This is a genomic window from Flavobacterium sp. WG21 (assembly GCF_000335775.1).
GTDB lineage: Bacteria > Bacteroidota > Bacteroidia > Flavobacteriales > Flavobacteriaceae > Flavobacterium > Flavobacterium tructae.
Genome location: NZ_AMYW01000002.1, coordinates 185029 through 206919 on the forward strand (window position 1 = coordinate 185029; position 21891 = coordinate 206919).

Consider the following 21891-nt stretch of genomic DNA (forward strand, 5'->3'; position numbering starts at 1 on the left):
TACTATAGCCTGTTATCAGCTAAAGTACCTAAGACTCCTTTTACATCGTATAATAAACTATTTTCTTTCTGCAACTCTGAAAAATCCAGTTTTAAAAATTCAGCATGTGCTACTCCAAGTACAACTGCATCAAATTTTTCTTTTGGTACAGAATTAATAGTTTGTAATTTGTATTCTTTTTTAACTTCCTCTATACTGGCTAAAGGATCATATAATGTGACTGTTATCCCGTATTCTTTTAACGCTTTGATTACATCAACAATCTTTGTATTTCTAACATCCGGACAATTTTCTTTGAAAGTAATTCCAAGCATTAACAGATTAGCTCCATTAACAGAAATTCCTTTTTTTATCATCAGTTTTACCACCTGGGCGGCCACATATTCCCCCATACTGTCATTTAAACGTCGTCCTGCCAAAATTATTTCAGGATGATATCCAAATTCTTGAGCTCTCTGTGCCAGATAGTAAGGGTCTACACCAATGCAATGTCCTCCAACCAATCCAGGTTTGAAGGGTAAAAAGTTCCATTTTGTAGAAGCTGCTGCCAATACTTCCTGAGTGTCAATATCCATAAGATTGAATATCTTGGCTAACTCGTTTACAAAGGCAATATTAATATCTCGCTGTGAATTCTCGATCACTTTAGCTGCCTCTGCAACTTTTATTGAAGGTGCCAAATGGGTTCCGGCAGTAATTACAGATTTGTAAAGAGCATCTACTTTTTGACCAATCTCCGTAGTAGACCCTGAGGTTACCTTTAGAATTTTCTCAACAGTATGTTCCTTATCACCAGGGTTTATTCTTTCAGGCGAGTATCCTGCAAAAAAGCCTTCATTAAATTTTAAACCAGAAACCTTTTCTAAAACAGGCACACACTCTTCCTCCGTTACACCGGGATACACAGTCGATTCATAAATAACAATATCTCCCCTTTTTAATACTTTACCAACTGTTACGCTAGATTTATATAACGGAGTCAAATCAGGACGATTATTTTTATCTACCGGAGTAGGAACTGTTATCACAAAATAATTACAATCTGCGATATCTTCTATAGAAGTTGTGCAGTACAATCCTTGTTTGTCATCAGAATTATCAACCAAAACCTTCTGTAAAGTTTCGTCATCTATCTCCAACGTAGTATCAGTACCAGATTTTAGAGAAGCAACTCGCCCTTCATTGATATCAAAACCTACAACGGCATATTTTGTAGCAAATAATCTGGCCAAAGGCAAACCAACATAACCTAAGCCAATAACGGCTATCTTTATGTTTTCATCCAATTTGTATTCTTTTTTATCCACTTCAGTCATTTCAATTCACGGCTCCGCCCTTCTGAGTCACATTTTTTTGCCCCAGACACCCTACATTTATTTTGGGCAAATATAGTATATTAACTCAAGTTAATCAATACGCTTTCCCGTAATGCCCAAAAAAACGGACTATTAAAAAAAACTTAATCCAACAATCCTCTATCAATCAGCATGCAAAAAATTACATTGCAAAAAAAACAGAGAAATAAAATCTCAAATTAAAGAATTTTACCCTCTGTTTTAACTGAAATAGTTAAACTATAACTATTTTATTTGTATTTTATTTTAAGCACACATCCCAAAGATTCTAAAACCAATATATAATGTGTATTTGAAACTTCCTGAACTATCGCTTCCTGATTACTAAAAACGCCAGCTTCTATTTTAATTCGATCTCCAGCCTGAATTGAAGTCACTGATATATCGCTTATATTTGGAGCTTTCAGACTTGCTTTTATACTATTAATTTCTTCATCGCGAACTATGGCCGGTTTCCCTAACCAAAACAAATAACGAACTACCCCGGCTATCTGGAAAACTGAATTTCGATCAATATCTTTCAACTGAACAAATACGTAAGAATTAAAAAGGGGGACTTCAACTTTCTTCTTTCTATCTGACCATTCTTTCACTTGCGTAATTAATGGACAATAACATTCAATACCCATTTGGATCAGTCTATCCGCAACTTTCTTCTCCCATTTCGGTTTTGTATAAACAACATACCAATTCATAATTTTCCTTTACAATGAATAAAATCTCCAACACCCCCCTCTTCCTGATTTTAGATTGAATTTCACTTCAATATCTTTTTCAATTAGGAACCAATCCCATTATAAATAAAACCAATTGATTCTAGTTTTTTTGCATCTAAGATATTTCTGCCATCGAAAAGAAAAGCTGGCTTATGCATAGAATCGTATATCTTTTGCCAATCGTACATTGTAAACTCGTCCCATTCTGTTAAAATAGCAATTGCATGAGCACCTTTACATGCGTCGTAAGCGTTAGCAAACGTTGAAACTGCTATATTGTTCTCTTCCGCTGACCTCGTTTCTAAATAATTTAAATCATTTAATATCTTAGTCTTTGAAACTTTCGGGTCATAAACAGAAATTTTTGCCTGTTCATTAATCAAATCATCTGCTACATAGATTGCCGCAGATTCTCTTGTATCATTGGTGTCTTTTTTGAAAGCCCAACCTAAAAATGTAATTTTCTTATCGGCGACAGTATTGTATAAAGTCTGAACAATCTTACTTGAGAATCTTTTCTTCTGATGATCATTCATTATAATTACTTGTTCCCAATAATCTGCTACTTCATTTAATCCGTAAGATTTTGCAATATACACTAAATTAAGAATGTCTTTTTGAAAGCAAGAACCTCCAAAACCAACTGATGCCTTTAAGAACTTTGGTCCAATTCTGCTATCCATTCCAATGGCACGGGCAACTTCATTAACATCAGCACCTGTTTTTTCACACAATTCAGACATTGCATTTATAGAAGAAATTCGTTGTGCCAAAAATGCATTTGCCGTTAACTTAGACAATTCCGACGACCAAACGTTCGTAGTCAAAATCTTTTCTTTGTCTACCCAGTTTGCGTAAACATCAACCAATGCGCTAATTGCTTCCTCACCTTCCGGTGTTGTATCTCCACCAATTAAAATTCGATCCGGATTCAACAAATCAGTAACCGCAGTCCCTTCTGCCAGGAATTCCGGATTTGATAAAATTTGAAACTGAACTCCATTCCCTGTATTATCCAAAATGCTTTTAATAGCTTCCGCTGTGCGTACAGGTAAAGTTGACTTCTCAACAACAATTTTGTTTTCCTTGGCAACTTTTGCAATTTGTCGGGCACATAATTCAATGTATTTTAAATCAGCCGCCATTCCCTTTCCCTTACCATAAGTCTTGGTTGGTGTATTTACTGAAATAAAAATCACCTGAGCCTCATCAATTGCTTTTTCAACTTCTGTCGAAAAAAACAAATTCCTTCCTCTGGCCTCCGCTACTATTTCTGAAAGCCCAGGCTCATAAATCGGAATATTATCCGTATTTGGATCATTCCAGTCTGCAATTCTTTGTTCGTTCAAATCGACAACAGTCACTTGAATATGTGGGCATTTTTGAGCAATTACCGCCATCGTTGGACCTCCAACATAACCAGCACCAATGCAACAAATTTTTGTAATTTTCATTTACTATACTATTATCTTGATCTTTATTTTATTTCAAATTTTTCCAATACCAGCTCACCGCTTCCTTTAATCCTTCCTGTAAAGAATATTTAGGATCATATCCCAGCATTTTTCTTGCTTTATCAATACTTGCTAATGAATGTGGAATATCTCCTGCACGATTTGCCCCATAAACTATCTCCACATCAGAAATTTTAGAATCAAATGCTCCTAAGTATTCCTTTAAATAACCTACTAAATCATTTAAAGTATTTCGATCGCCAAAAGCGGTATTATAAACTGTGTTTATGGCTTCCGGATTTTCACTCGTCATTGCCAATTCATTCATCTGAATTACATTGTCTATATAAGTAAAATCTCGAGAATAATTTCCATCCCCATTAATTACAGGACTTTCATATTTCATTAACTGCATAACAAATTTTGGAACTACAGCTGCATAAGCTCCATTAGGATCCTGCTTTCTGCCAAAAACATTAAAATATCGCAATCCGATAGTCTCTAATCCATAAGTTTTACTAAAAATCTCAGCATAGAGTTCGTTTACATATTTTGTAATGGCATATGGAGACAAAGGCTTTCCTATTACATCCTCAACTTTCGGCAATCCCTGAGAATCCCCATAAGTTGATGAACTCGCTGCATAAATAAACCTTTTAACTTTCGCATCACGAGAAGCGGTCAGCATATTTAAAAAACCGGAAACATTCACATCGTTTGTCGTAATAGGATCATTAATTGATCTCGGAACAGAACCTAAAGCGGCCTGATGCAAAACATAATCAGCACCTTCAACAGCTGAAATGCAATCGGCAAAATTTCGAATATCTCCTTCAATTAATCTAAAATCAGGATTTGAAATGAAATCCTTTAAATTATGACGATGGCCTGTCGAAAAATTATCCAGACAAACCACTTTATAACCAAGTTCTAAAAAATACTCTGATAAATTTGATCCGATAAATCCCGCTCCACCTGTAATCAAAATTGTATGTTGTTTTGATGTACTCATTTGCTACCAATTATTTTTTATTGAATTTACTCAAAATCACCTTCCAAACACTAAGTTTTTCCTCTTCATCATGATAACCGTTTGCATAAGCTCCGTAACCGTATCCATAAGCGGCTCCATATTTTGCCTTATTCTCATAACCATTTAATACAATGCTGGCATTATTCAGCTCCCCTCTTTTAACTCTGGTGTTTAGCAATGTAATCATATCCTTTTTGGTATAATTTTGCCTTACTATATAAAGAGTTACATCTGCAAATTGTGCAAGTTCTAACGCATCCGAAACCAACCCAACCGGAGGTGTATCCAAAATAATATAATCGTATTTTTGCTTCAACTCTAAGATCATCTCTCTCATCGCATCACTCAAAATTAGCTCTGAAGGATTTGGTGGAATTGGCCCCGAAAGTATAACATCCAGATTTGGAACTTCTGTACGGTGTGTAATTTCTTCTAAACTATTTTGCTTTATGAGGTAATTAACAACACCTGTTTGATTTTTCAAATTGAACTCATCTGCCAATCTCGGTTTTCTTAAATCCAAACCAAGAATTACCGTTTTCTTTTCGCTTAAAGCGAATACCGTAGCAATATTTATGGAACAAAATGTCTTTCCTTCACCACTTATTGACGACGTAATCATTAGAGTTTTCGAACCGCTCACCTGCTGTTTCTTATATAAAAACTGCAAAGAGGAACGAATAGCTCTAAATGCTTCTGATAATGCCGATTTTGGCTTATCAAATACCGCCAAACTCAACGAATCTTTATTTACTCCAATGATACCAATTAACGGTATTTGTGTCAATTTACTAATATCTTCGGTATTCTGAATCGAGTTATTGACAAAGAAAATTCCAAAAACGAACAACAACGGAATTAATATCCCCATAAATAAGGCCAGTACATAATTCACTGAAGTTTTCGGACCAATTAATCCGCCTCCGATATCTTTTGCAGGATCAATAAAATGAATATCGGATAAGTTCGATGCTTTTACAATTTCAGCTTCGTTTCTTTTTTTCAAAAATTCAGTATAAATATTATCACTTAAGTCATATTTTCTCTGAATTTTTAACAGCTCCTGTTGTTCTTCCGGAAGTTTTTTGACAGTACTTTCCGCCTGACCAATTTTAGCATTTACCATAGCCAAATCAGTCAACAATAAAGCTTTTGCAGAAGTTATATTTTCTAACAAAACACTTTTTACAGCTTGCATTTGATTGTCAAAATCTTTAAACATCTTGTCACTTTTTACTGCATAAGCCATTTCCGATCTTTGTGCCGAAAGCGCAATAAGTTTTGAAACATGCAAAATAACGTTTGGATCTTCAATACCTGCTACTGTAGGAGCCGGTAATCTTGAATAATCTGTACTATTGTTTAAATACGATTTTAAAGAATTGTAATAGGCAATTTTTCTTGTGACCTGATCTTTTTCAACATCAAAATCCATTATTTTATCTGAAACTTTAGCTCCACCGGCTTCAATTTCATATATATTTTTATCCTTCCTAAAAGTTTTCAACTCATTACCTGTTTGCTTCAATTGCATTTCCATAGCAATAAGAGTACTATCGATAAATCGGATGGTATTTGTCGCAAACTGATTTTTCCCGTCCAGCTGAATTTTGATTAACATTTTTACCGTTGCATTCAAATAATCAACCATCCTGGCTTTATTGGTACCTTGCATTCCTAGAGTCAATATTGATCCTCCTTTTTCATCAGCGTTAACACTCACACCTCTATAACGCGATACGGTTCCGTCAAAATCATTAAATCTAACAAAATACTCATTTCCAGTATAAAATCCCGGATTATCATTTATCTGTAAATTCCAATTTAAAAAAGGAAGCGTGACTTGTTCTCCAGCCTTACACCTTCTTACATACTCTTTAGGCTGAACGGTTGTATTGCTATAACTGTTATTGGAATACGTAATTAATGAAGCAGAATTACCTTCAAATGGAATTCGAATTTCATATTCAGTTGGACTTAAAAACTTAATACCTATTAATGTATTGGCAAGCTGTCCTTTTGTTTTGTTGATTTTTACGTAAAATGGAACTGCTCCATAAGAATCAATCAAATTATATTTTCCCTGAACAAGATAATCAATATAAAACTCCAATTTATCCACAACTAACTCGTTGTGTGATCTTGATTGTATAACGGTTGAAATTCCATTGACCTGATCCGAAACCCCTCCCCAATTAAAAACCAGACTTGTATTAGAAGTAAAAAACGGGTTTCGTTCTTCCTTAATCGAAACCATAGTCTGCATACCGTAAATTTTTTCTTTACGAATATTTACCTGGTAAGCAATAGCAAAAGCAATTATCAAACTAACCGCAAAGAGTTTCCAGTAGCTGGCAATTTTCAGTAGAAATCCTTTAAAATCAAAATTTGAATGATTTTCAAAAATGGAAAAATCTTTTATATCTAACATCTTTTGAATTTAATTTTAGTTTTTAAGCAACAAATATACCGTTGTAGCCAATGACAAAACGGTAATAATTGTTGTAATAGATTCTATACCAGTCTTTCCAGTCCCCCATGATTTTTGTTTGACCGGTTTTACATAAATATAATCGTTAGGCTGCAAATAATAATAAGGCGATTTCATCACATTAATATCCGTCAAATCGATATCCTGCATTTGTACACCAGTCGGTGTCTGACGAATTACGGTTACCGATTTCCTATTACCCGTAACTGTGATATCTCCGGCATTTGCGATAGCTTCCATAATATTTACATGTTCCTGAAACAGCGTTTTTGTACCTGTACTTCCTACTTCTCCATTTATAGTATATCTAAAACCAGCTAATTTCACAGTAACAAAAATATTAGCCTCACTTTTAAAATACTCTTCAAGTAACTTCTTTTCGATTCGAACACGCACTTCTTCAAGAGTATATCCGATAACATTGATTTCTCCTAAGATTGGCATTCTGATATTACCATGATCGTCAACTGTAAATCCATTAAAATACAATCCTGACTCTGATTTTCCAGCTCCCGAAGAAGCAGTTTCTGTAGTATTAAAAATGGAAACCAACTTTGGGTCAATTGCTTTTATGTCAATACTTAAAACATCATTTACCTGCAATCTGTAAGGCTTAGATTCCACAGCAGTAATATTATTCTGTTCTCCCGAATTATTTTTATCTTGTAAATAAACCAGATCTTTTACGGGAATACAAGAAGTAAATAGTATGCTAATTAATAACAGTATATAAAAGCCTTTTTTTGTCATTAGTGAAATTTTATCGCAAATATAGACTTTCCTTTAATCTTCAGAAAATCTAAGTGTTATTTGGGTTTATTTAATTGTTTTTGAAAGTTTTTTCGAATGGAACCCTATGCAAAATACTTCTCCCAAGGGTAATTTCATCTGCATATTCCAATTCATCTCCTACCGAAATTCCTCTTGCAATGGTAGAAATTATGATTTCCGATTCGGCAATTTGTTTATAGATGTAAAAATTAGTGGTATCCCCTTCCATTGTAGAACTGAGTGCAAAAATAATTTCTACCACCTTTCCTGCCTTTACTTTTTCGACCAGACTTGAAATATTCAACTGACTGGGGCCAACTCCTTCAATTGGAGAAATTTTTCCTCCCAGTACATGATAAATTCCTTTATACTGACCTGTGTTTTCAATCGCCATAACGTCACGAATATCCTCGACAACACAAATCGTTTGATGGTTTCTTGATGAATTAGCACAAATTTCGCAGACTTTGGTATCTGAGATGTTGTGACAATTTTGGCAAAATTTAATGTTCTCACGCATATTCAATAGAGCCTGCGATAAAAAACTGGTTTGTTCTTTAGGCTGTTTTAACAAATGCAGCACTAATCGCAACGCCGTGCGTTTACCAATTCCGGGCAACTGCGACATTTCACTTACTGCTTTTTCTATTAATTTTGATGAAAACTCCATGACGACAAAAGTAATACATTAATGTTTCTTTTCTGATCCGATTAAAAATGAATTCCTCAATGTTCTGAGGTCAAAAACAAAAAACTTAATACTGATTTGTAGCCAATAAAACTAAAGTACAGGCCACTTCTGCCTTGATATTGTTTAATTCTAACAATTGACAAAACTCCGGATTCTCTGCTCCTGGATTAAAAACAACTCTTTTAGGCTGCGCTTCTATAATATAATTGTAATATTCTCGCTGACGGGCAGGATTTAAATACAACGTAACAGTATCAATATTTTTTACCGGAATTGTTTTTGTATGAATCTTCACGCCGGCAACTTCGCCTCTGTTCTGACCGATTGCCAATACAGTATGTCCTTTTTCAACCAGCATATTTATAGCTTTAAAAGCGTAACGTTCCGGTTTTGTAGTAGCACCAAGAACAAGGGTTTTCTTATTTCTCATTATTTTTAAATATACTGCAAAAGTAATCAAAAAGAATGAGCTTATTTTAGGTTATCTTTTTAGAATTAAAAGCAATAAAAAAAACAATATCCTTACATGATCTTAGTCCGAAGTTTTAAAAAATGTCTATTTTTACGGCACTAACCTAAACTCTATGGATTTATTCATTTATTTATTTGCCGCACTGTTTTCAGTATTAAACCCTATCGGCACCGTGCCTATTTTTGTTGGACTAACACAACACGATTCTCAAAAAGAACGTTCCCGAATTTCACTTTGGACTGCTATTAATGTTGGAATCATTTTATTGGTCTCCTATTTTATCGGTCAATATGTTTTGACTTTTTTCGGAATAAGCATTGATGCTTTAAGAATTGCGGGCGGAATCGTAATTGTAAATTCCGGTTTTTCTTTACTTTCGGGAAAATTCAATAAAAAACGAGGAATCAATAAAAAAATCGAAACGGACGCACAACAAAGAAACGACATCGCTTTAACACCTCTGGCAATACCAATGCTTGCAGGACCAGGATCAATGTCTCTATTAATTGCTTTTTATCAGGAACACCACGGAATAAACGAAATTATAATTTCATGTTCAGCTATCCTGGCAATTGCATTTACAATTTTTGCAATCCTTAAAAGTGCTCATTATTTAGCGCGCATACTTGGTGCTTCAGGAATTGTAGCTATTTCCAGAATTGTCGGTTTTATCGTAATTTCTATTGGAATTCAATATATCGTTAGCTCCATCATCAATATTATTAAAGGAAACTTGATGTAAACACTATCAACATACATCTAATAAAAAAGGGGATAAAATATACATTTTATCCCCTTTTTTATACTTAACCGTTCTATTAACTTCTTGGTAAAAACACTTCAGCCATCATACAGCGGGCACTTCCACCCCCGCAAGCTTCAATAGTATCCAAGCTGGAACTTAAAATTTCCGCATGATTTTCTAATTGTGCAATTTGTTTCGGAGTCAAACTCTGATGTGCCGATGCACTCATTACAATATACCTCTTATCATTTGTACCTCTAACTTCCAGCATATTTCCGGCAAAATTATTTACCTGTGCTTCGGTAATTAGAATAACTTCCTTTTTATCCGCTTTTAGATTTTCAAGAACCATTTTACGTTCTTTTTTATCATCGATACTATCTGCACAGATAACAGCGAATGTTTCACCCAAACACATCATTACATTCGTATGATAAATCAATTTACGTTCTCCGTCAACCGTTTGAAAAGCCTCAAAAATAACCGGAGCATAATCAAAATCTTCACAGAATTCGATAAACAGCTCTTCATCTGCACGAGGAGACAAAGCGCAATACGCTTTTGCATTTGCTCTATCCAAAAGCAAACTTCCGGTTCCTTCTAAAAAGTAACCATCTTCTTCTGCCGATGTATAGTCAACTATATTTGAGATTTCAAAGCCTTTCTCTTCAAGCACATCTAAAATATCTTCACGGCGCTCCTGACGACGATTCTCCGCAAACATCGGATATAGTGCCACATCTCCATTTTCATGAAATGAAATCCAGTTATTTGGAAAAATACTATCCGGGGTATCAGTTTCTAAAGTATCTTCAATAACGGTGACATCAACTCCAACCGCTCTGAGTTTTTCAACAAAAGTATCGAACTCCTGTTGTGCTTTTGCATTTACCGTACTTGGTAAAAGTCCGTCTAATACTTTTTGGTAATAATTATTTACTGCCGTTTGCTCATTCATTCTGAAAGCTACTGGCCGAATCATTACGATTGCATTTGTAGTTTGTTTCATTTTATATGTTTTTTTGTTTCAAGTTTCAGGTTTCATGTTAACGAACGTGAAACCTGAAACTTAAAACTCTTTTAGTCTCTTATTAGTGGTAAAGTGGAACATCTCAACAATCCCTCCTGCTTTGCAATTTCTGCGTATGGAATTTCCTCTACAATAAAACCATTAGCACGCAGCCAATTGTTCAGACGGGTAAAATTCTTTTCGGAAACTACTACATTATCGTCGATCGAAAATACGTTTGAAAACATATTATACATTTCGTCTCTTTCGATATGAAACAAATTTTCTTTTCCAAAAAGGTTCACCAAATACAAATAATCTGCTTCTTCACGGAAACCTCTCTTGTAGATAATTCCTTTATCTTTTCCAACCGGCTGAAAACAGCAATCAAGGTGTAAGGCATTGTCGCGAGCTTCTAATTTAGATTTCACCAAATCAAATTCTTTTACAATTTTATTTGGAAACATTTTCCTTAAATATTCAACACCATGCATATTAGTTCTTGCCGTAATGTAATCTTTGTAATCACTTCCTTTATAAGTTCCAATAAACACATGATCATTCCACAACATCACATCTCCACCTTCAATATGAACTTCTTCCGGTGGGCGAATTACTTTTAACGGATTCATCTGGTCGATTACGTATTGAATTGCATCCAACTCACGCTCTCTGTCTGGCAGAATATTAGATTTCACGAAAGTATCATCTATCACAAATCCTATATCACGGGCAAAAATCTGATTGTAACTCTCAATCATTTCCGGACGATATACTTTTACATCATATTTTTGAAAAACAGCATTAAAAGCATCCATTTCGACAATCATATCTTTTTCGATTGGATAAGTCCCGGCTTTAATATGTTCCAATGATTTAGGATCATAAGCTTCCTCTAAAGATGGAGTTGGCCCATTATGAACTGCAGAACCCAAAACTACTGCCCGCAGTCTTGACGTTTCGTTCTTTATATTTAATTGCAACATAACTATATTGTATTTTGGGCAAAGATAAAAAAAGCTTCACAGGTTAAGTGAAGCTTTAATTTTTTTTTATTTGTTTGACTTAAAGTCTCTCAATGGATGTCCAGTATAAACTTGTCTTGGACGGCCAATTGGCTCTTTGTTCTCACGCATTTCTTTCCATTGCGCAATCCAGCCTGGTAGTCTTCCAATAGCAAACATTACAGTAAACATATCTGTTGGTATTCCTAATGCTCTGTAGATAATTCCAGAGTAGAAATCAACATTAGGATATAAATTTCTTGATTTGAAGTATTCGTCTTCAAGAGCTGCTGACTCTAATTTTTTAGCGATTTCTAAAATAGGATCTTCTACACCTAATGTATCTAATACTTCTTTAGCCGCTTTTTTGATGATTTTCGCTCTAGGATCGAAGCTTTTGTAAACTCTATGACCAAATCCCATTAAACGGAATGGATCATTTTTGTCTTTTGCTTTTGCTAAGAATTTATCCGTATCTCCACCATCTTTGTTGATTTCCTCTAACATTTCAAGTACTGCCTGATTTGCACCACCATGTAAAGGTCCCCAAAGCGCAGAAACACCTGCAGAAATAGAAGCAAATAAACCAGCATGAGAAGAACCTACCATTCTTACTGTTGAAGTAGAACAATTCTGTTCGTGATCAGCATGAAGAATAAATAATTTGTCTAATGCATCAATCACAATTGGATTTGCAGAGTATGGTCCTGTAGGCAGTTTAAACATTAACTGCATAAAATTCTCTACATAACCAGTTGTATTGTCGTAATAATTCAACGGGTACCCCATAGATTTTCTATAAGTCCATGTTGCAATTACAAGAAATTTACCCATTGTTTTACAAATGGCCTCGTACATCTCTTTTTCATTTTCAACATTTACTGCTTTTGGGTTGAATGCCGTTAAAGCGCTAGTCAAAGCAGACAAAACGCCCATTGGGTGAGCCGTTTTTGGAAAACCGTCAATGATATTTTTCATTTCTTCGTTTACCAAAGTATGCTTTTTAATACCATTTTCAAATTGCTCTAATTCCTTAGCAGTCGGTAATTCCCCAAAAATTAAAAGGTAAGATACTTCTAAGAAACTTGCTTTTTCAGCCAAATCTTCAATTGAATATCCTCTGTAACGTAAAATCCCTAATTCTCCATCTAAGAAGGTGATTTCACTCTTACAAGAACCAGAGTTTTTGTATCCCGGGTCTAAAGTAATAATACCAGTTAAATCACGTAATTTGTTAATATCGATAGCTGATTCATTTTCACTCCCCGTGATTACCGGAAGTTCAATTTTTTGACCATCTACTTCTAATGTAGCTATTTTTGACATAATATATCGGAAATAAATCTTATAAAATAATAATTTATCAAATCTAATGAATTTAAGACTAATTAAAAAAAGAATCCTGCTATGAATTTGTTAAAACTCCAAAAAAAACCATCTGCCGCAGCAGATGGTTTAAATTGAATATATATAACTCTTACAATTATTTAATTTTAAAAGCATTTAAGCCAGGAAAATAAGCTGTACTTCCTAATTCTTCTTCGATTCTTAACAATTGATTGTATTTTGCCATACGATCAGAACGTGAAGCTGAACCTGTTTTAATCTGTCCACAGTTTAAAGCAACCGCTAGGTCAGCAATTGTATTATCTTCTGTTTCTCCTGAACGGTGAGACATTACTGAAGTATATCCTGCATTTTTAGCCATGTTCACAGCAGCAATAGTTTCTGTCAAAGTACCAATTTGGTTTACTTTTACTAAAATTGAATTAGCGATCCCTTTTTCAATTCCTGTAGACAAACGAGCTACATTAGTTACGAACAAATCGTCACCTACTAACTGAACTTTATCTCCAATTTTATCCGTTAAGTATTTCCATCCATTCCAGTCGTCTTCATACATACCGTCTTCGATAGAGATAATTGGATATTTAGCAGCCAATTCAGCTAAATAATCAGCTTGCTCTTCTGAAGTTCTGATTTTTCCGGTTTCTCCTTCAAATTTAGTGTAATCGTATTTTCCGTTTACATAAAACTCAGAAGCAGCACAGTCAAGTGCAATCATAATTTCGTCACCGAAAGAATATCCAGCCTTTTCAACTGCCAATTTGATAGTATCCAAAGCATCTTCAGTACCTCCGGCCAAGTTTGGCGCAAAACCTCCTTCATCACCTACAGCTGTACTTAAACCTCTGTCGTGTAATACTTTTTTTAAGCTATGGAAGATTTCAGTTCCCATTTGCATAGCATGTGTAAAAGAAGTCGCTTTTACAGGGAAAATCATAAACTCCTGAAATGCGATAGGTGCATCAGAGTGAGAACCTCCGTTGATGATGTTCATCATTGGTACTGGCAAAGTGTTAGCAGAAACTCCACCAACATATCTGTATAACGGCAACCCTAATTCATTAGCAGCAGCTTTTGCAGCAGCCAACGAAACTCCTAAAATAGCATTAGCTCCTAATTTAGATTTGTTTGGAGTACCATCCAAGTCAATCATTAACTGGTCGATTGTATTTTGTTCGAAAACAGAAGTACCAACTAATTCTTCAGCAATAACAGTATTTACATTGTTCACTGCATTTAAAACTCCTTTTCCAAGATAAGCTTTACCTCCGTCACGTAATTCAACAGCTTCATGCTCTCCCGTTGATGCTCCAGATGGAACAGCTGCTCTACCTAAAACACCATTTTCAGTTACTACATCAACTTCAATAGTAGGATTACCTCTGGAATCAAGAATTTGTCTAGCGTGAACTTTAATTATAATACTCATTATTTTTATTTTTTTATTAATAAATTATATTTTTTTTCGAAATTATAAAAATATTTAATAGCAAATACGCATTTAACTCATTAAACAGCTTTATTTATTAACTACATCGTTTTAGCAGCAGCTTCTTTTATATTCTCGACAAACTGATCGAATAAATAAGATGAATCGTGAGGTCCCGGACTTGCTTCAGGATGGTATTGTACTGAAAAACAATTCTTATTCTTCATGCGCATACCCGCAACCGTTTCATCATTTAAATGCAAATGTGTAATCTCCAATTCAGGGTGATTATCCAACTGCTCTTTGTTTACAGCAAATCCATGATTTTGAGAAGTTATTTCACCTTTACCTGTAATTAAATTTTTCACGGGATGATTAATTCCACGATGACCATTAAACATCTTATACGTTTGAACACCATTTGCCAAAGCAATCACCTGATGTCCTAAACAAATTCCAAACAGCGGTTTATCATTTGCTAAAATTTCTTTTGCCACTTCAATAGCTCCAAAAAGCGGATCCGGATCTCCGGGACCATTAGACAAAAAGTATCCATCCGGATTAAATTCTGCTAAATCTTTATACGTTGAGTTATATGGATACACTTTAATATAACAATCTCTTTTAGCTAAATTTCTTAAGATATTCTTTTTTATCCCAAGATCTAAAGCTGATATTTTATAGGTAGCATTTTCATCACCAAAAAAATAAGGCTCAGTAGTTGAAACTTTTGATGCCAACTCCAAACCTTCCATGTTAGGCACATTCGCCAATTCTTTTTTCAAATCTTCAATTGAAGTACCATCTGTACAAATAACAGCATTCATAGCCCCATTGTCACGAATATAACTTACAAGAGCTCTGGTATCAACATCAGAAATACAGATTAAGTTTTGTTTCGTAAAATAATCTTCCAGACTTCCGGAAGCATCTTCTCTGGAATAATTAAAGCTAAAATTTTTACAAACCAAACCGGCAATTTTGATGCTTTCTGATTCAACTTCAGAATCATTAACACCGTAATTTCCAATATGAGTATTAGTCGCAACCATTATTTGACCAAAATAAGAAGGGTCTGTAAAAATCTCCTGGTATCCGGTCATTCCCGTATTAAAACAAACCTCACCAAAAGTCTTACCGCTAATTCCGATAGATTTTCCGTGAAAAATAGTCCCATCACTAAGTAATAAAATGGCGCTTTGTCGTGTTGTGTATTTCATTCTTTAATTTGTATTGTTTTTTTAATTGTTTCATGAAATCCCCGATAGGTTTTTCAATTGTAATTAGATATTTTGCAAATTTACTTCTTTAAAAGAGTGCCTCCAAGATTTTTTAAAACTTTCCTCTCTAAAAATAAAACCAATAAAGTCAGATCAGTTAAATTTTAATTTCACTCCAAAAAAATCAAAAAAAAAGGATAAACTAAAAATTAGTTTATCCTTGATTTCTATAGAATCATTACTTTCATAATTATTCAGAAGCTTCAGTAGTCGTTTCTGATTCAGCTGCTGGAGCTTCAGGAGTACCTTCAGCTTTTTTAGCTTTTCCACCACGACGGCTTTTTGCTTTTTTAACTTCTTTTTTACCTCCATTGTAAAGTTCGTTGAAATCTACAAGTTCGATCATTGCCATATCAGCATTATCTCCTAAACGATTTCCAACTTTAATGATACGAGTGTATCCTCCTGGACGGTCACCAACTTTAGCAGCTACGTCTCTGAACAAGTCAGTTACCGCATATTTGCTACGTAAGTAAGCAAAAACAATACGACGGTTGTGAGTCGTATCTTCTTTCGATTTTGTAATTAAAGGCTCAACGAATTGTTTAAGCGCTTTAGCTTTAGCAACAGTAGTGTTAATACGTTTGTGCTCGATAAGAGAACAAGCCATATTAGCTAACATAGCTTTTCTATGTCCAGTCTGTCTGCTTAAGTGATTGAATTTTTTTCCGTGTCTCATTGCTATTTTAAATTTAACCCGCCGTAGCGGATTGAATTATTCTTTATCTAATTTGTATTTAGCTAAATCCATTCCGAAAGTTAAATTCTTCACTGCAACAAGTTCATCAAGTTCAGTTAAAGATTTTTTACCAAAATTACGGAATTTCATTAGGTCATTTTTATTGAACGATACTAAATCACCAAGTGTATCAACTTCAGCCGCTTTCAAGCAATTTAATGCTCTCACAGATAAATCCATATCAACAAGCTTAGTTTTAAGCAATTGTCTCATATGCAATGACTCTTCATCATACGATTCTGTTTGTGCAATTTCGTCAGCCTCGAGTGTAATTCTTTCGTCAGAGAACAACATGAAGTGGTGAATTAAAACTTTAGCAGCTTCAGTAAGAGCATCTTTAGGATTAATAGAACCATCAGTTTTAATTTCAAAAACTAATTTTTCATAATCTGTTTTTTGCTCAACACGGAAGTTTTCAATTGCATATTTTACATTTTTTACCGGAGTAAAAATAGAATCTGTAAAAATAGTTCCAATTGCAGCATTCTGTTTTTTGTTCTCCTCAGCAGGAACATATCCTCTACCTTTTTCGATTGTTAAATCGAAGTTCAATTTGATTTTAGAATCTAAATTACAGATAACAAGGTCTGGATTCAAAACTTGGAAACCTGAAATAAATTTTTGAAAATCACCTGCTGTCAATTGATCTTTACCGGAAACAGAAATTGTAACTGCTTCATTATCGATATCTTCAATTTGACGTTTGAAACGCACTTGCTTTAGATTAAGGATAATTTCGGTAACATCTTCAACAACACCTGAAATAGTAGAAAACTCATGATCTACACCTTCGATACGAACAGATGTAATTGCATAACCTTCTAATGCTGAAAGCAAAACTCTTCTAAGTGCATTACCAACTGTCAATCCGTAACCAGGTTCTAAAGGTCTAAATTCAAATTTACCTTCAAAATCGGTTGAATCGATCATGATAACTTTATCGGGCTTTTGAAAATTAAATATTGCCATAAATTTCGACTAAGTCAATTATTATTTGTTGTACAACTCTACGATTAATTGTTCTTTAATGTTTTCTGGAATTTGTAGTCTTGCAGGCACAGAAACGAAAGTTCCTTCTTTAAGATCATTGTTCCAAGTAATCCATTCATAAACATGACTTGAATTTGACAAAGAACGTTCGATAGCTTCTAAAGATTTAGATTTTTCACGAACTGCTACTTTATCACCAGGCTTAAGGTGGTAAGAAGGAATATTTACAACTTCACCATTAACAGTAATGTGTCTGTGAGATACGATTTGACGCGCACCTCTTCTAGATGGAGCAATTCCCATTCTAAAAACAACATTATCTAATCTTGCTTCACATAATTGTAATAAAACTTCACCAGTTACTCCTTTAGTTGCTGACGCTTTTTCGAATAAATTTCTGAATTGTTTTTCTAAAATTCCGTAAGAATATTTAGCTTTTTGCTTTTCCATTAACTGAACAGCGTACTCAGATTTTTTTCCTCTTTTTTTAGCCATCCCGTGTTGTCCAGGTGGGTAATTTCTTTTTTCGAATGATTTATCATCTCCGAAGATTGCTTCGCCAAATTTACGAGCGATTTTGGTTTTAGGACCAGTATATCTTGCCATTTTAAAAAAAATTTAAGGTAGAGATTATGAATTCAGGTCTAATCCTTCGATAATCTATGCTCTACCTTGTTTATACTATGAATAAATAAAATTAAACTCTACGTCTCTTTGGAGGACGACATCCGTTGTGAGGCATTGGAGTAACATCGATAATCTCAGTAACTTCAATTCCCCCGTTATGAATAGAACGGATAGCAGACTCACGTCCGTTTCCTGGTCCTTTTACATAAACTTTCACTTTTTTAAGTCCTGCCTCAAGAGCTACTTTACTACAATCTTCTGCTGCCATTTGAGCTGCATACGGAGTGTTCTTTTTAGAACCTCTGAAACCCATTTTACCAGCTGAAGACCAAGAAATAACTTCACCTTTCTTATTAGTCAAAGAAATGATAATGTTGTTGAAAGTGGCAGAAATATGAGCTTCACCCGTTGATTCAACGATAACTTTACGTTTTTTTGCAGTTGCTTTAGCCATATTACTTATTATTTAGTTGCTTTTTTCTTGTTAGCAACAGTTTTTCTTTTACCTTTTCTTGTTCTAGAGTTGTTTTTAGTTCTTTGCCCTCTTAACGGAAGACCAGATCTATGACGGATACCTCTGTAACAACCAATATCCATTAAACGTTTGATGTTTAAAGAAACTTCAGAACGTAATTCTCCTTCAATTTTGTAAAATGAAACTGCATCACGAATTGCTCCGATCTCGTCATCATTCCAATCTTGAACTTTTTTATCTTGGCTAACTTGAGCTTTTTCTAAAATCTCAATAGCTCTACTTTTTCCTAATCCAAAGATGTAGGTAAGTGCGATAACACCTCTCTTATTTTTTGGGATATCTACCCCTGCTATTCTTGCCATAATTATCCTTGTCTTTGTTTAAATCTAGGATTCTTTTTGTTTATTACGTACAATCTCCCTTTTCTACGCACGATAATGCACTCGGCACTTCTCTTTTTTACTGATGCTCTAACTTTCATAGTGAATATCCTTTAATATCGATAAGTAATTCTTGCTTTTGACAAATCGTAAGGACTCATTTCCAATTTCACTTTATCACCAGGTAATAACTTGATGTAATGCATACGCATTTTACCGGAAATATGAGCAATTACAATATGTCCATTTTCTAACTCTACACGGAACATCGCATTTGATAATGCTTCGATGATTGATCCGTCTTGTTCTATTGCTGATTGTTTTGCCATAAATATATTAAGCTACCGCTTTTCTATTTTTACCAGTCTTCATTAAACCATCATAATGTTTGTTTAACAAGTATGAATTGATTTGTTGAATAGTATCTATTGCAACTCCAACCATAATTATTAATGAGGTACCTCCAAAAAACATTGCCCAAGATTGTTGTACATCCATAATACTTACAACAATAGCTGGGAACACAGCAATCAAAGCAAGGAATAAAGATCCTGGGAAAGTTATTAAAGACATCACTTTATCAAGGAAGTCTGAAGTTTCAGCTCCCGGACGAACTCCAGGAATAAAACCACCACTTCTTTTTAAATCATCGGCCATTTTGTTAGTAGGAACAGTGATTGCAGTATAAAAGAATGTAAATACAATAATTAAAGTTGCAAATACAAAATTGTACCAAAATCCGAACATATTACTAAACGCACCAACAATAGATTGTGATGTGTCTGATTTAGACAATCCAGCTACAGCTGCAGGAATAAACATAATTGCCTGAGCAAAGATGATTGGCATAACTCCTGAAGCATTAAGCTTAAGAGGAATCCATTGTCTGTTACCACCAGCTAAATCCTGCTCGTAATCTCCAGTTGTCGTACGACGAGCGTACTGAACCGGGATTCTGCGTACTGCCATTGTAAGCAATACACAAGAAATGATTACTAATAACCACACGATAATCTCAATAACTAACAACATTGGACCTCCATTGTTATTGGTAACTCTGGTTGTGAATTCTTGTATAAAAGCTTGCGGTAAGCGTGCTAAAATACCAACCATAATCAATAATGAAATTCCATTTCCAATACCTTTATCTGTAATTTTTTCTCCAAGCCACATAGCAAAAATTGTACCTGTAACTAAGATAATAACTGACGAGAACAAAAATTCAGGTGAATTAAAGCCTAGTAAGAATGCACTTCCAGGCAATGTTCTGTACAAATTATAGATATAAGTTGGACCTTGAACCAGTGTAATAGCTATAGTCAACCAACGAGTGATTTGATTAATCTTTTTTCTACCACTCTCTCCATCGTTTTGAAGTTTTTGCAAATAAGGAATCGCAATTCCCATTAACTGAACAACAATAGATGCAGAAATATAAGGCATAATACCTAAAGCAAAAACTGAAGCTTTAGAGAAAGCACCTCCTGTAAACATGTCCAGGATAGATCCTAAACCATTTTTAGTTTGTCCCGCTAAACCTGTTAACTGAGTTGCGTCAATTCCAGGAAGCGTAACGTGTGCACCAAAACGATATACTAAAAGCAATCCTAATGTAATTAAGATTCTATTTTTCAGTTCTTCGATTTTCCAAACATTACTTATTGATTCAATAAATTTCTTCATCTTAATAGATAAGTTATATAGTTACAGCTTCTCCACCAGCAGCTTCGATAGCAGCTTTTGCAGTAGCGGTAAATTTGTGGGCAGTTACTTTTAATTTTGCTTTCAACTCTCCTCTACCTAAAATCTTAACGATTTCATTTTTGGTAGCTAGACGATTTGCTACGAAATCTGTCATAGAAACAGAATCAGTAATCACACCATTGTCTACTAATAATTGAAGCGTATCTAAATTAACACCTTCGTATTCTTTACGATTGATGTTTGTGAAACCAAACTTAGGCACACGTCTTTGAAGTGGCATTTGTCCTCCTTCAAAACCAATCTTTTTAGAATAACCAGAACGAGATTTTGCTCCTTTGTGACCTCTTGCAGAAGTACCACCTTTTCCAGAACCTTCTCCTCTACCTAATCTTTTATTTTGATTGTGTGTTGACCCTTCAGCTGGTTGTAAGTTACTTAAATTCATAACAGTATTTGTTATTTAGCTTCTTCTACAGAAACTAAGTGTTTAACTTTGTTTATCATCCCAAGGATTGCAGGATTTGAATCATGCTCTACAACTTGTCCCATTTTACGTAGACCTAAAGCTTCCAAACCTCTTTTTTGAGAAAGAGGGCAGTTGATTTTGCTTCTTACTTGTTTTACTAATAATTTAGCCATAATTTCCTTGAATTAACCTTTAAAAACTTTTTCTAAAGAAACACCTCTTTGTTTTGCAACAGTATGAGCGCTTCTCATTTGTAATAAAGCATCAAAAGTTGCTTTTACCACGTTATGAGGATTTGATGATCCTTGAGATTTAGATAATACATCGTGAATACCTACTGATTCAAGAACTGAACGAACAGCTCCACCAGCAATAACTCCTGTACCATGAGAAGCAGGAATTAAGAATACACGCGCACCACCAAATTTACCTTTTTGTTCGTGAGGAACAGATTGTCCGTTCAAAGGAATTTTTACTAAATTTTTCTTAGCATCTTCTACTGCTTTCGCAATTGCTTCAGAAACGTCTTTAGATTTTCCTAATCCATGACCAACTACTCCGTTTTCATCACCTACAACTACAATAGCAGAAAAACCGAAAGCTCTACCACCTTTTGTAACCTTAGTAACACGATTAACACTTACCAGACGATCTTTAAGTTCAAGACCACTTGGTTTTACCAATTCTACATTTTTGTATTTAGACATAATATA

25 protein-coding genes are annotated in these 21891 nt (G+C 34.5%); 1 reads left to right on the top strand and 24 read right to left on the bottom strand.

What is annotated here, in order from left to right; all coding sequences use genetic code 11:
* Positions 1-2: 2 nt before the first annotated feature.
* The 8 genes from C245_RS0102395 to C245_RS0102430 form a co-directional block, all read right to left on the bottom strand.
* Complete coding sequence (locus C245_RS0102395) at positions 3-1316, bottom strand: nucleotide sugar dehydrogenase (protein ID WP_017494993.1); 1314 nt, start codon at positions 1314-1316, stop codon at positions 3-5.
* A gap of 269 nt (positions 1317-1585) precedes the next feature.
* Positions 1586-2050: a UpxY family transcription antiterminator gene (locus C245_RS0102400; protein ID WP_017494994.1), complete on the bottom strand. Its 465-nt coding sequence runs from the start codon at positions 2048-2050 to the stop codon at positions 1586-1588.
* Between the two features lie 83 nt (positions 2051-2133).
* A complete protein-coding gene (locus C245_RS0102405) occupies positions 2134-3525 on the bottom strand; it encodes a UDP-glucose 6-dehydrogenase (RefSeq protein WP_017494995.1) in 1392 nt (463 codons plus the stop codon).
* Between the two features lie 28 nt (positions 3526-3553).
* Positions 3554-4537 (bottom strand): SDR family oxidoreductase, encoded by a 984-nt coding sequence (locus tag C245_RS0102410; protein WP_017494996.1) that lies wholly within the window; start codon positions 4535-4537, stop codon positions 3554-3556.
* Positions 4538-4547: 10 nt separating this feature from the next.
* Positions 4548-6989: a polysaccharide biosynthesis tyrosine autokinase gene (locus C245_RS0102415; RefSeq protein WP_017494997.1), complete on the bottom strand. Its 2442-nt coding sequence runs from the start codon at positions 6987-6989 to the stop codon at positions 4548-4550.
* A 15-nt stretch (positions 6990-7004) separates the two neighbouring features.
* Positions 7005-7799 (bottom strand): polysaccharide biosynthesis/export family protein, encoded by a 795-nt coding sequence (locus C245_RS0102420; RefSeq protein WP_017494998.1) that lies wholly within the window; start codon positions 7797-7799, stop codon positions 7005-7007.
* Between the two features lie 70 nt (positions 7800-7869).
* Positions 7870-8490 carry a recombination mediator RecR gene (gene recR, locus C245_RS0102425; RefSeq protein ID WP_017494999.1) on the bottom strand — a complete coding sequence of 207 codons (621 nt, stop codon included), beginning with the start codon at positions 8488-8490 and terminating at the stop codon, positions 7870-7872.
* Positions 8491-8575: 85 nt separating this feature from the next.
* A complete protein-coding gene (locus C245_RS0102430; RefSeq protein ID WP_017495000.1) occupies positions 8576-8941 on the bottom strand; it encodes a CoA-binding protein in 366 nt (121 codons plus the stop codon).
* A 154-nt stretch (positions 8942-9095) separates the two neighbouring features.
* Here C245_RS0102430 and C245_RS0102435 point away from each other — a divergent pair, with 154 nt between their 5' ends.
* On the top strand, positions 9096-9725 hold the full coding sequence (locus tag C245_RS0102435; protein WP_017495001.1) for a MarC family protein: 630 nt from the start codon (positions 9096-9098) through the stop codon (positions 9723-9725).
* A gap of 76 nt (positions 9726-9801) precedes the next feature.
* Here the strand turns inward: C245_RS0102435 and ctlX are convergent, their stop codons facing one another.
* The 16 genes from ctlX to rpsE form a co-directional block, all read right to left on the bottom strand.
* Positions 9802-10737, bottom strand: coding sequence for a citrulline utilization hydrolase CtlX (gene ctlX / locus C245_RS0102440; protein WP_017495002.1), 936 nt, complete (start codon positions 10735-10737; stop codon positions 9802-9804).
* 71 nt (positions 10738-10808) lie between these two features.
* On the bottom strand, positions 10809-11723 hold the full coding sequence (locus C245_RS0102445; RefSeq protein ID WP_017495003.1) for a dimethylarginine dimethylaminohydrolase family protein: 915 nt from the start codon (positions 11721-11723) through the stop codon (positions 10809-10811).
* A 66-nt stretch (positions 11724-11789) separates the two neighbouring features.
* A complete protein-coding gene (locus C245_RS0102450; protein WP_017495004.1) occupies positions 11790-13067 on the bottom strand; it encodes a citrate synthase in 1278 nt (425 codons plus the stop codon).
* A 157-nt stretch (positions 13068-13224) separates the two neighbouring features.
* Complete coding sequence (eno, locus tag C245_RS0102455) at positions 13225-14517, bottom strand: phosphopyruvate hydratase (protein ID WP_017495005.1); 1293 nt, start codon at positions 14515-14517, stop codon at positions 13225-13227.
* Positions 14518-14618: 101 nt separating this feature from the next.
* Positions 14619-15737 (bottom strand): glutamine-hydrolyzing carbamoyl-phosphate synthase small subunit, encoded by a 1119-nt coding sequence (carA, locus tag C245_RS0102460; RefSeq protein ID WP_017495006.1) that lies wholly within the window; start codon positions 15735-15737, stop codon positions 14619-14621.
* A gap of 250 nt (positions 15738-15987) precedes the next feature.
* A complete protein-coding gene (gene rplQ, locus C245_RS0102465) occupies positions 15988-16476 on the bottom strand; it encodes a 50S ribosomal protein L17 (protein ID WP_017495007.1) in 489 nt (162 codons plus the stop codon).
* 36 nt (positions 16477-16512) lie between these two features.
* Positions 16513-17505, bottom strand: coding sequence for a DNA-directed RNA polymerase subunit alpha (locus tag C245_RS0102470; protein ID WP_026109818.1), 993 nt, complete (start codon positions 17503-17505; stop codon positions 16513-16515).
* Between the two features lie 21 nt (positions 17506-17526).
* Complete coding sequence (rpsD, locus tag C245_RS0102475; RefSeq protein ID WP_008464326.1) at positions 17527-18132, bottom strand: 30S ribosomal protein S4; 606 nt, start codon at positions 18130-18132, stop codon at positions 17527-17529.
* A gap of 91 nt (positions 18133-18223) precedes the next feature.
* Entirely contained in the window at positions 18224-18607 is a 384-nt protein-coding gene (gene rpsK, locus C245_RS0102480) for a 30S ribosomal protein S11 (protein ID WP_007803677.1), read from the bottom strand.
* Positions 18608-18615: 8 nt separating this feature from the next.
* Positions 18616-18990, bottom strand: a complete 375-nt coding sequence (gene rpsM, locus C245_RS0102485; protein ID WP_012022478.1) for a 30S ribosomal protein S13 — start codon at positions 18988-18990, stop codon at positions 18616-18618.
* Positions 18991-18992: 2 nt separating this feature from the next.
* Positions 18993-19109, bottom strand: coding sequence for a type B 50S ribosomal protein L36 (gene ykgO, locus C245_RS23870; RefSeq protein ID WP_002987490.1), 117 nt, complete (start codon positions 19107-19109; stop codon positions 18993-18995).
* Positions 19110-19121: 12 nt separating this feature from the next.
* Positions 19122-19337 carry a translation initiation factor IF-1 gene (infA, locus tag C245_RS0102490; protein ID WP_007136545.1) on the bottom strand — a complete coding sequence of 72 codons (216 nt, stop codon included), beginning with the start codon at positions 19335-19337 and terminating at the stop codon, positions 19122-19124.
* Between the two features lie 7 nt (positions 19338-19344).
* Entirely contained in the window at positions 19345-20691 is a 1347-nt protein-coding gene (secY, locus tag C245_RS0102495) for a preprotein translocase subunit SecY (RefSeq protein ID WP_017495008.1), read from the bottom strand.
* Between the two features lie 13 nt (positions 20692-20704).
* Entirely contained in the window at positions 20705-21157 is a 453-nt protein-coding gene (gene rplO / locus C245_RS0102500; RefSeq protein WP_017495009.1) for a 50S ribosomal protein L15, read from the bottom strand.
* 11 nt (positions 21158-21168) lie between these two features.
* The gene (gene rpmD / locus C245_RS0102505; RefSeq protein ID WP_017495010.1) at positions 21169-21351 is read right to left on the bottom strand and encodes a 50S ribosomal protein L30; all 183 of its coding nucleotides are present in this window, start codon (positions 21349-21351) and stop codon (positions 21169-21171) included.
* Between the two features lie 12 nt (positions 21352-21363).
* Entirely contained in the window at positions 21364-21888 is a 525-nt protein-coding gene (gene rpsE, locus C245_RS0102510) for a 30S ribosomal protein S5 (RefSeq protein WP_085950926.1), read from the bottom strand.
* Between the last annotated feature and the right edge of the window lie 3 nt (positions 21889-21891).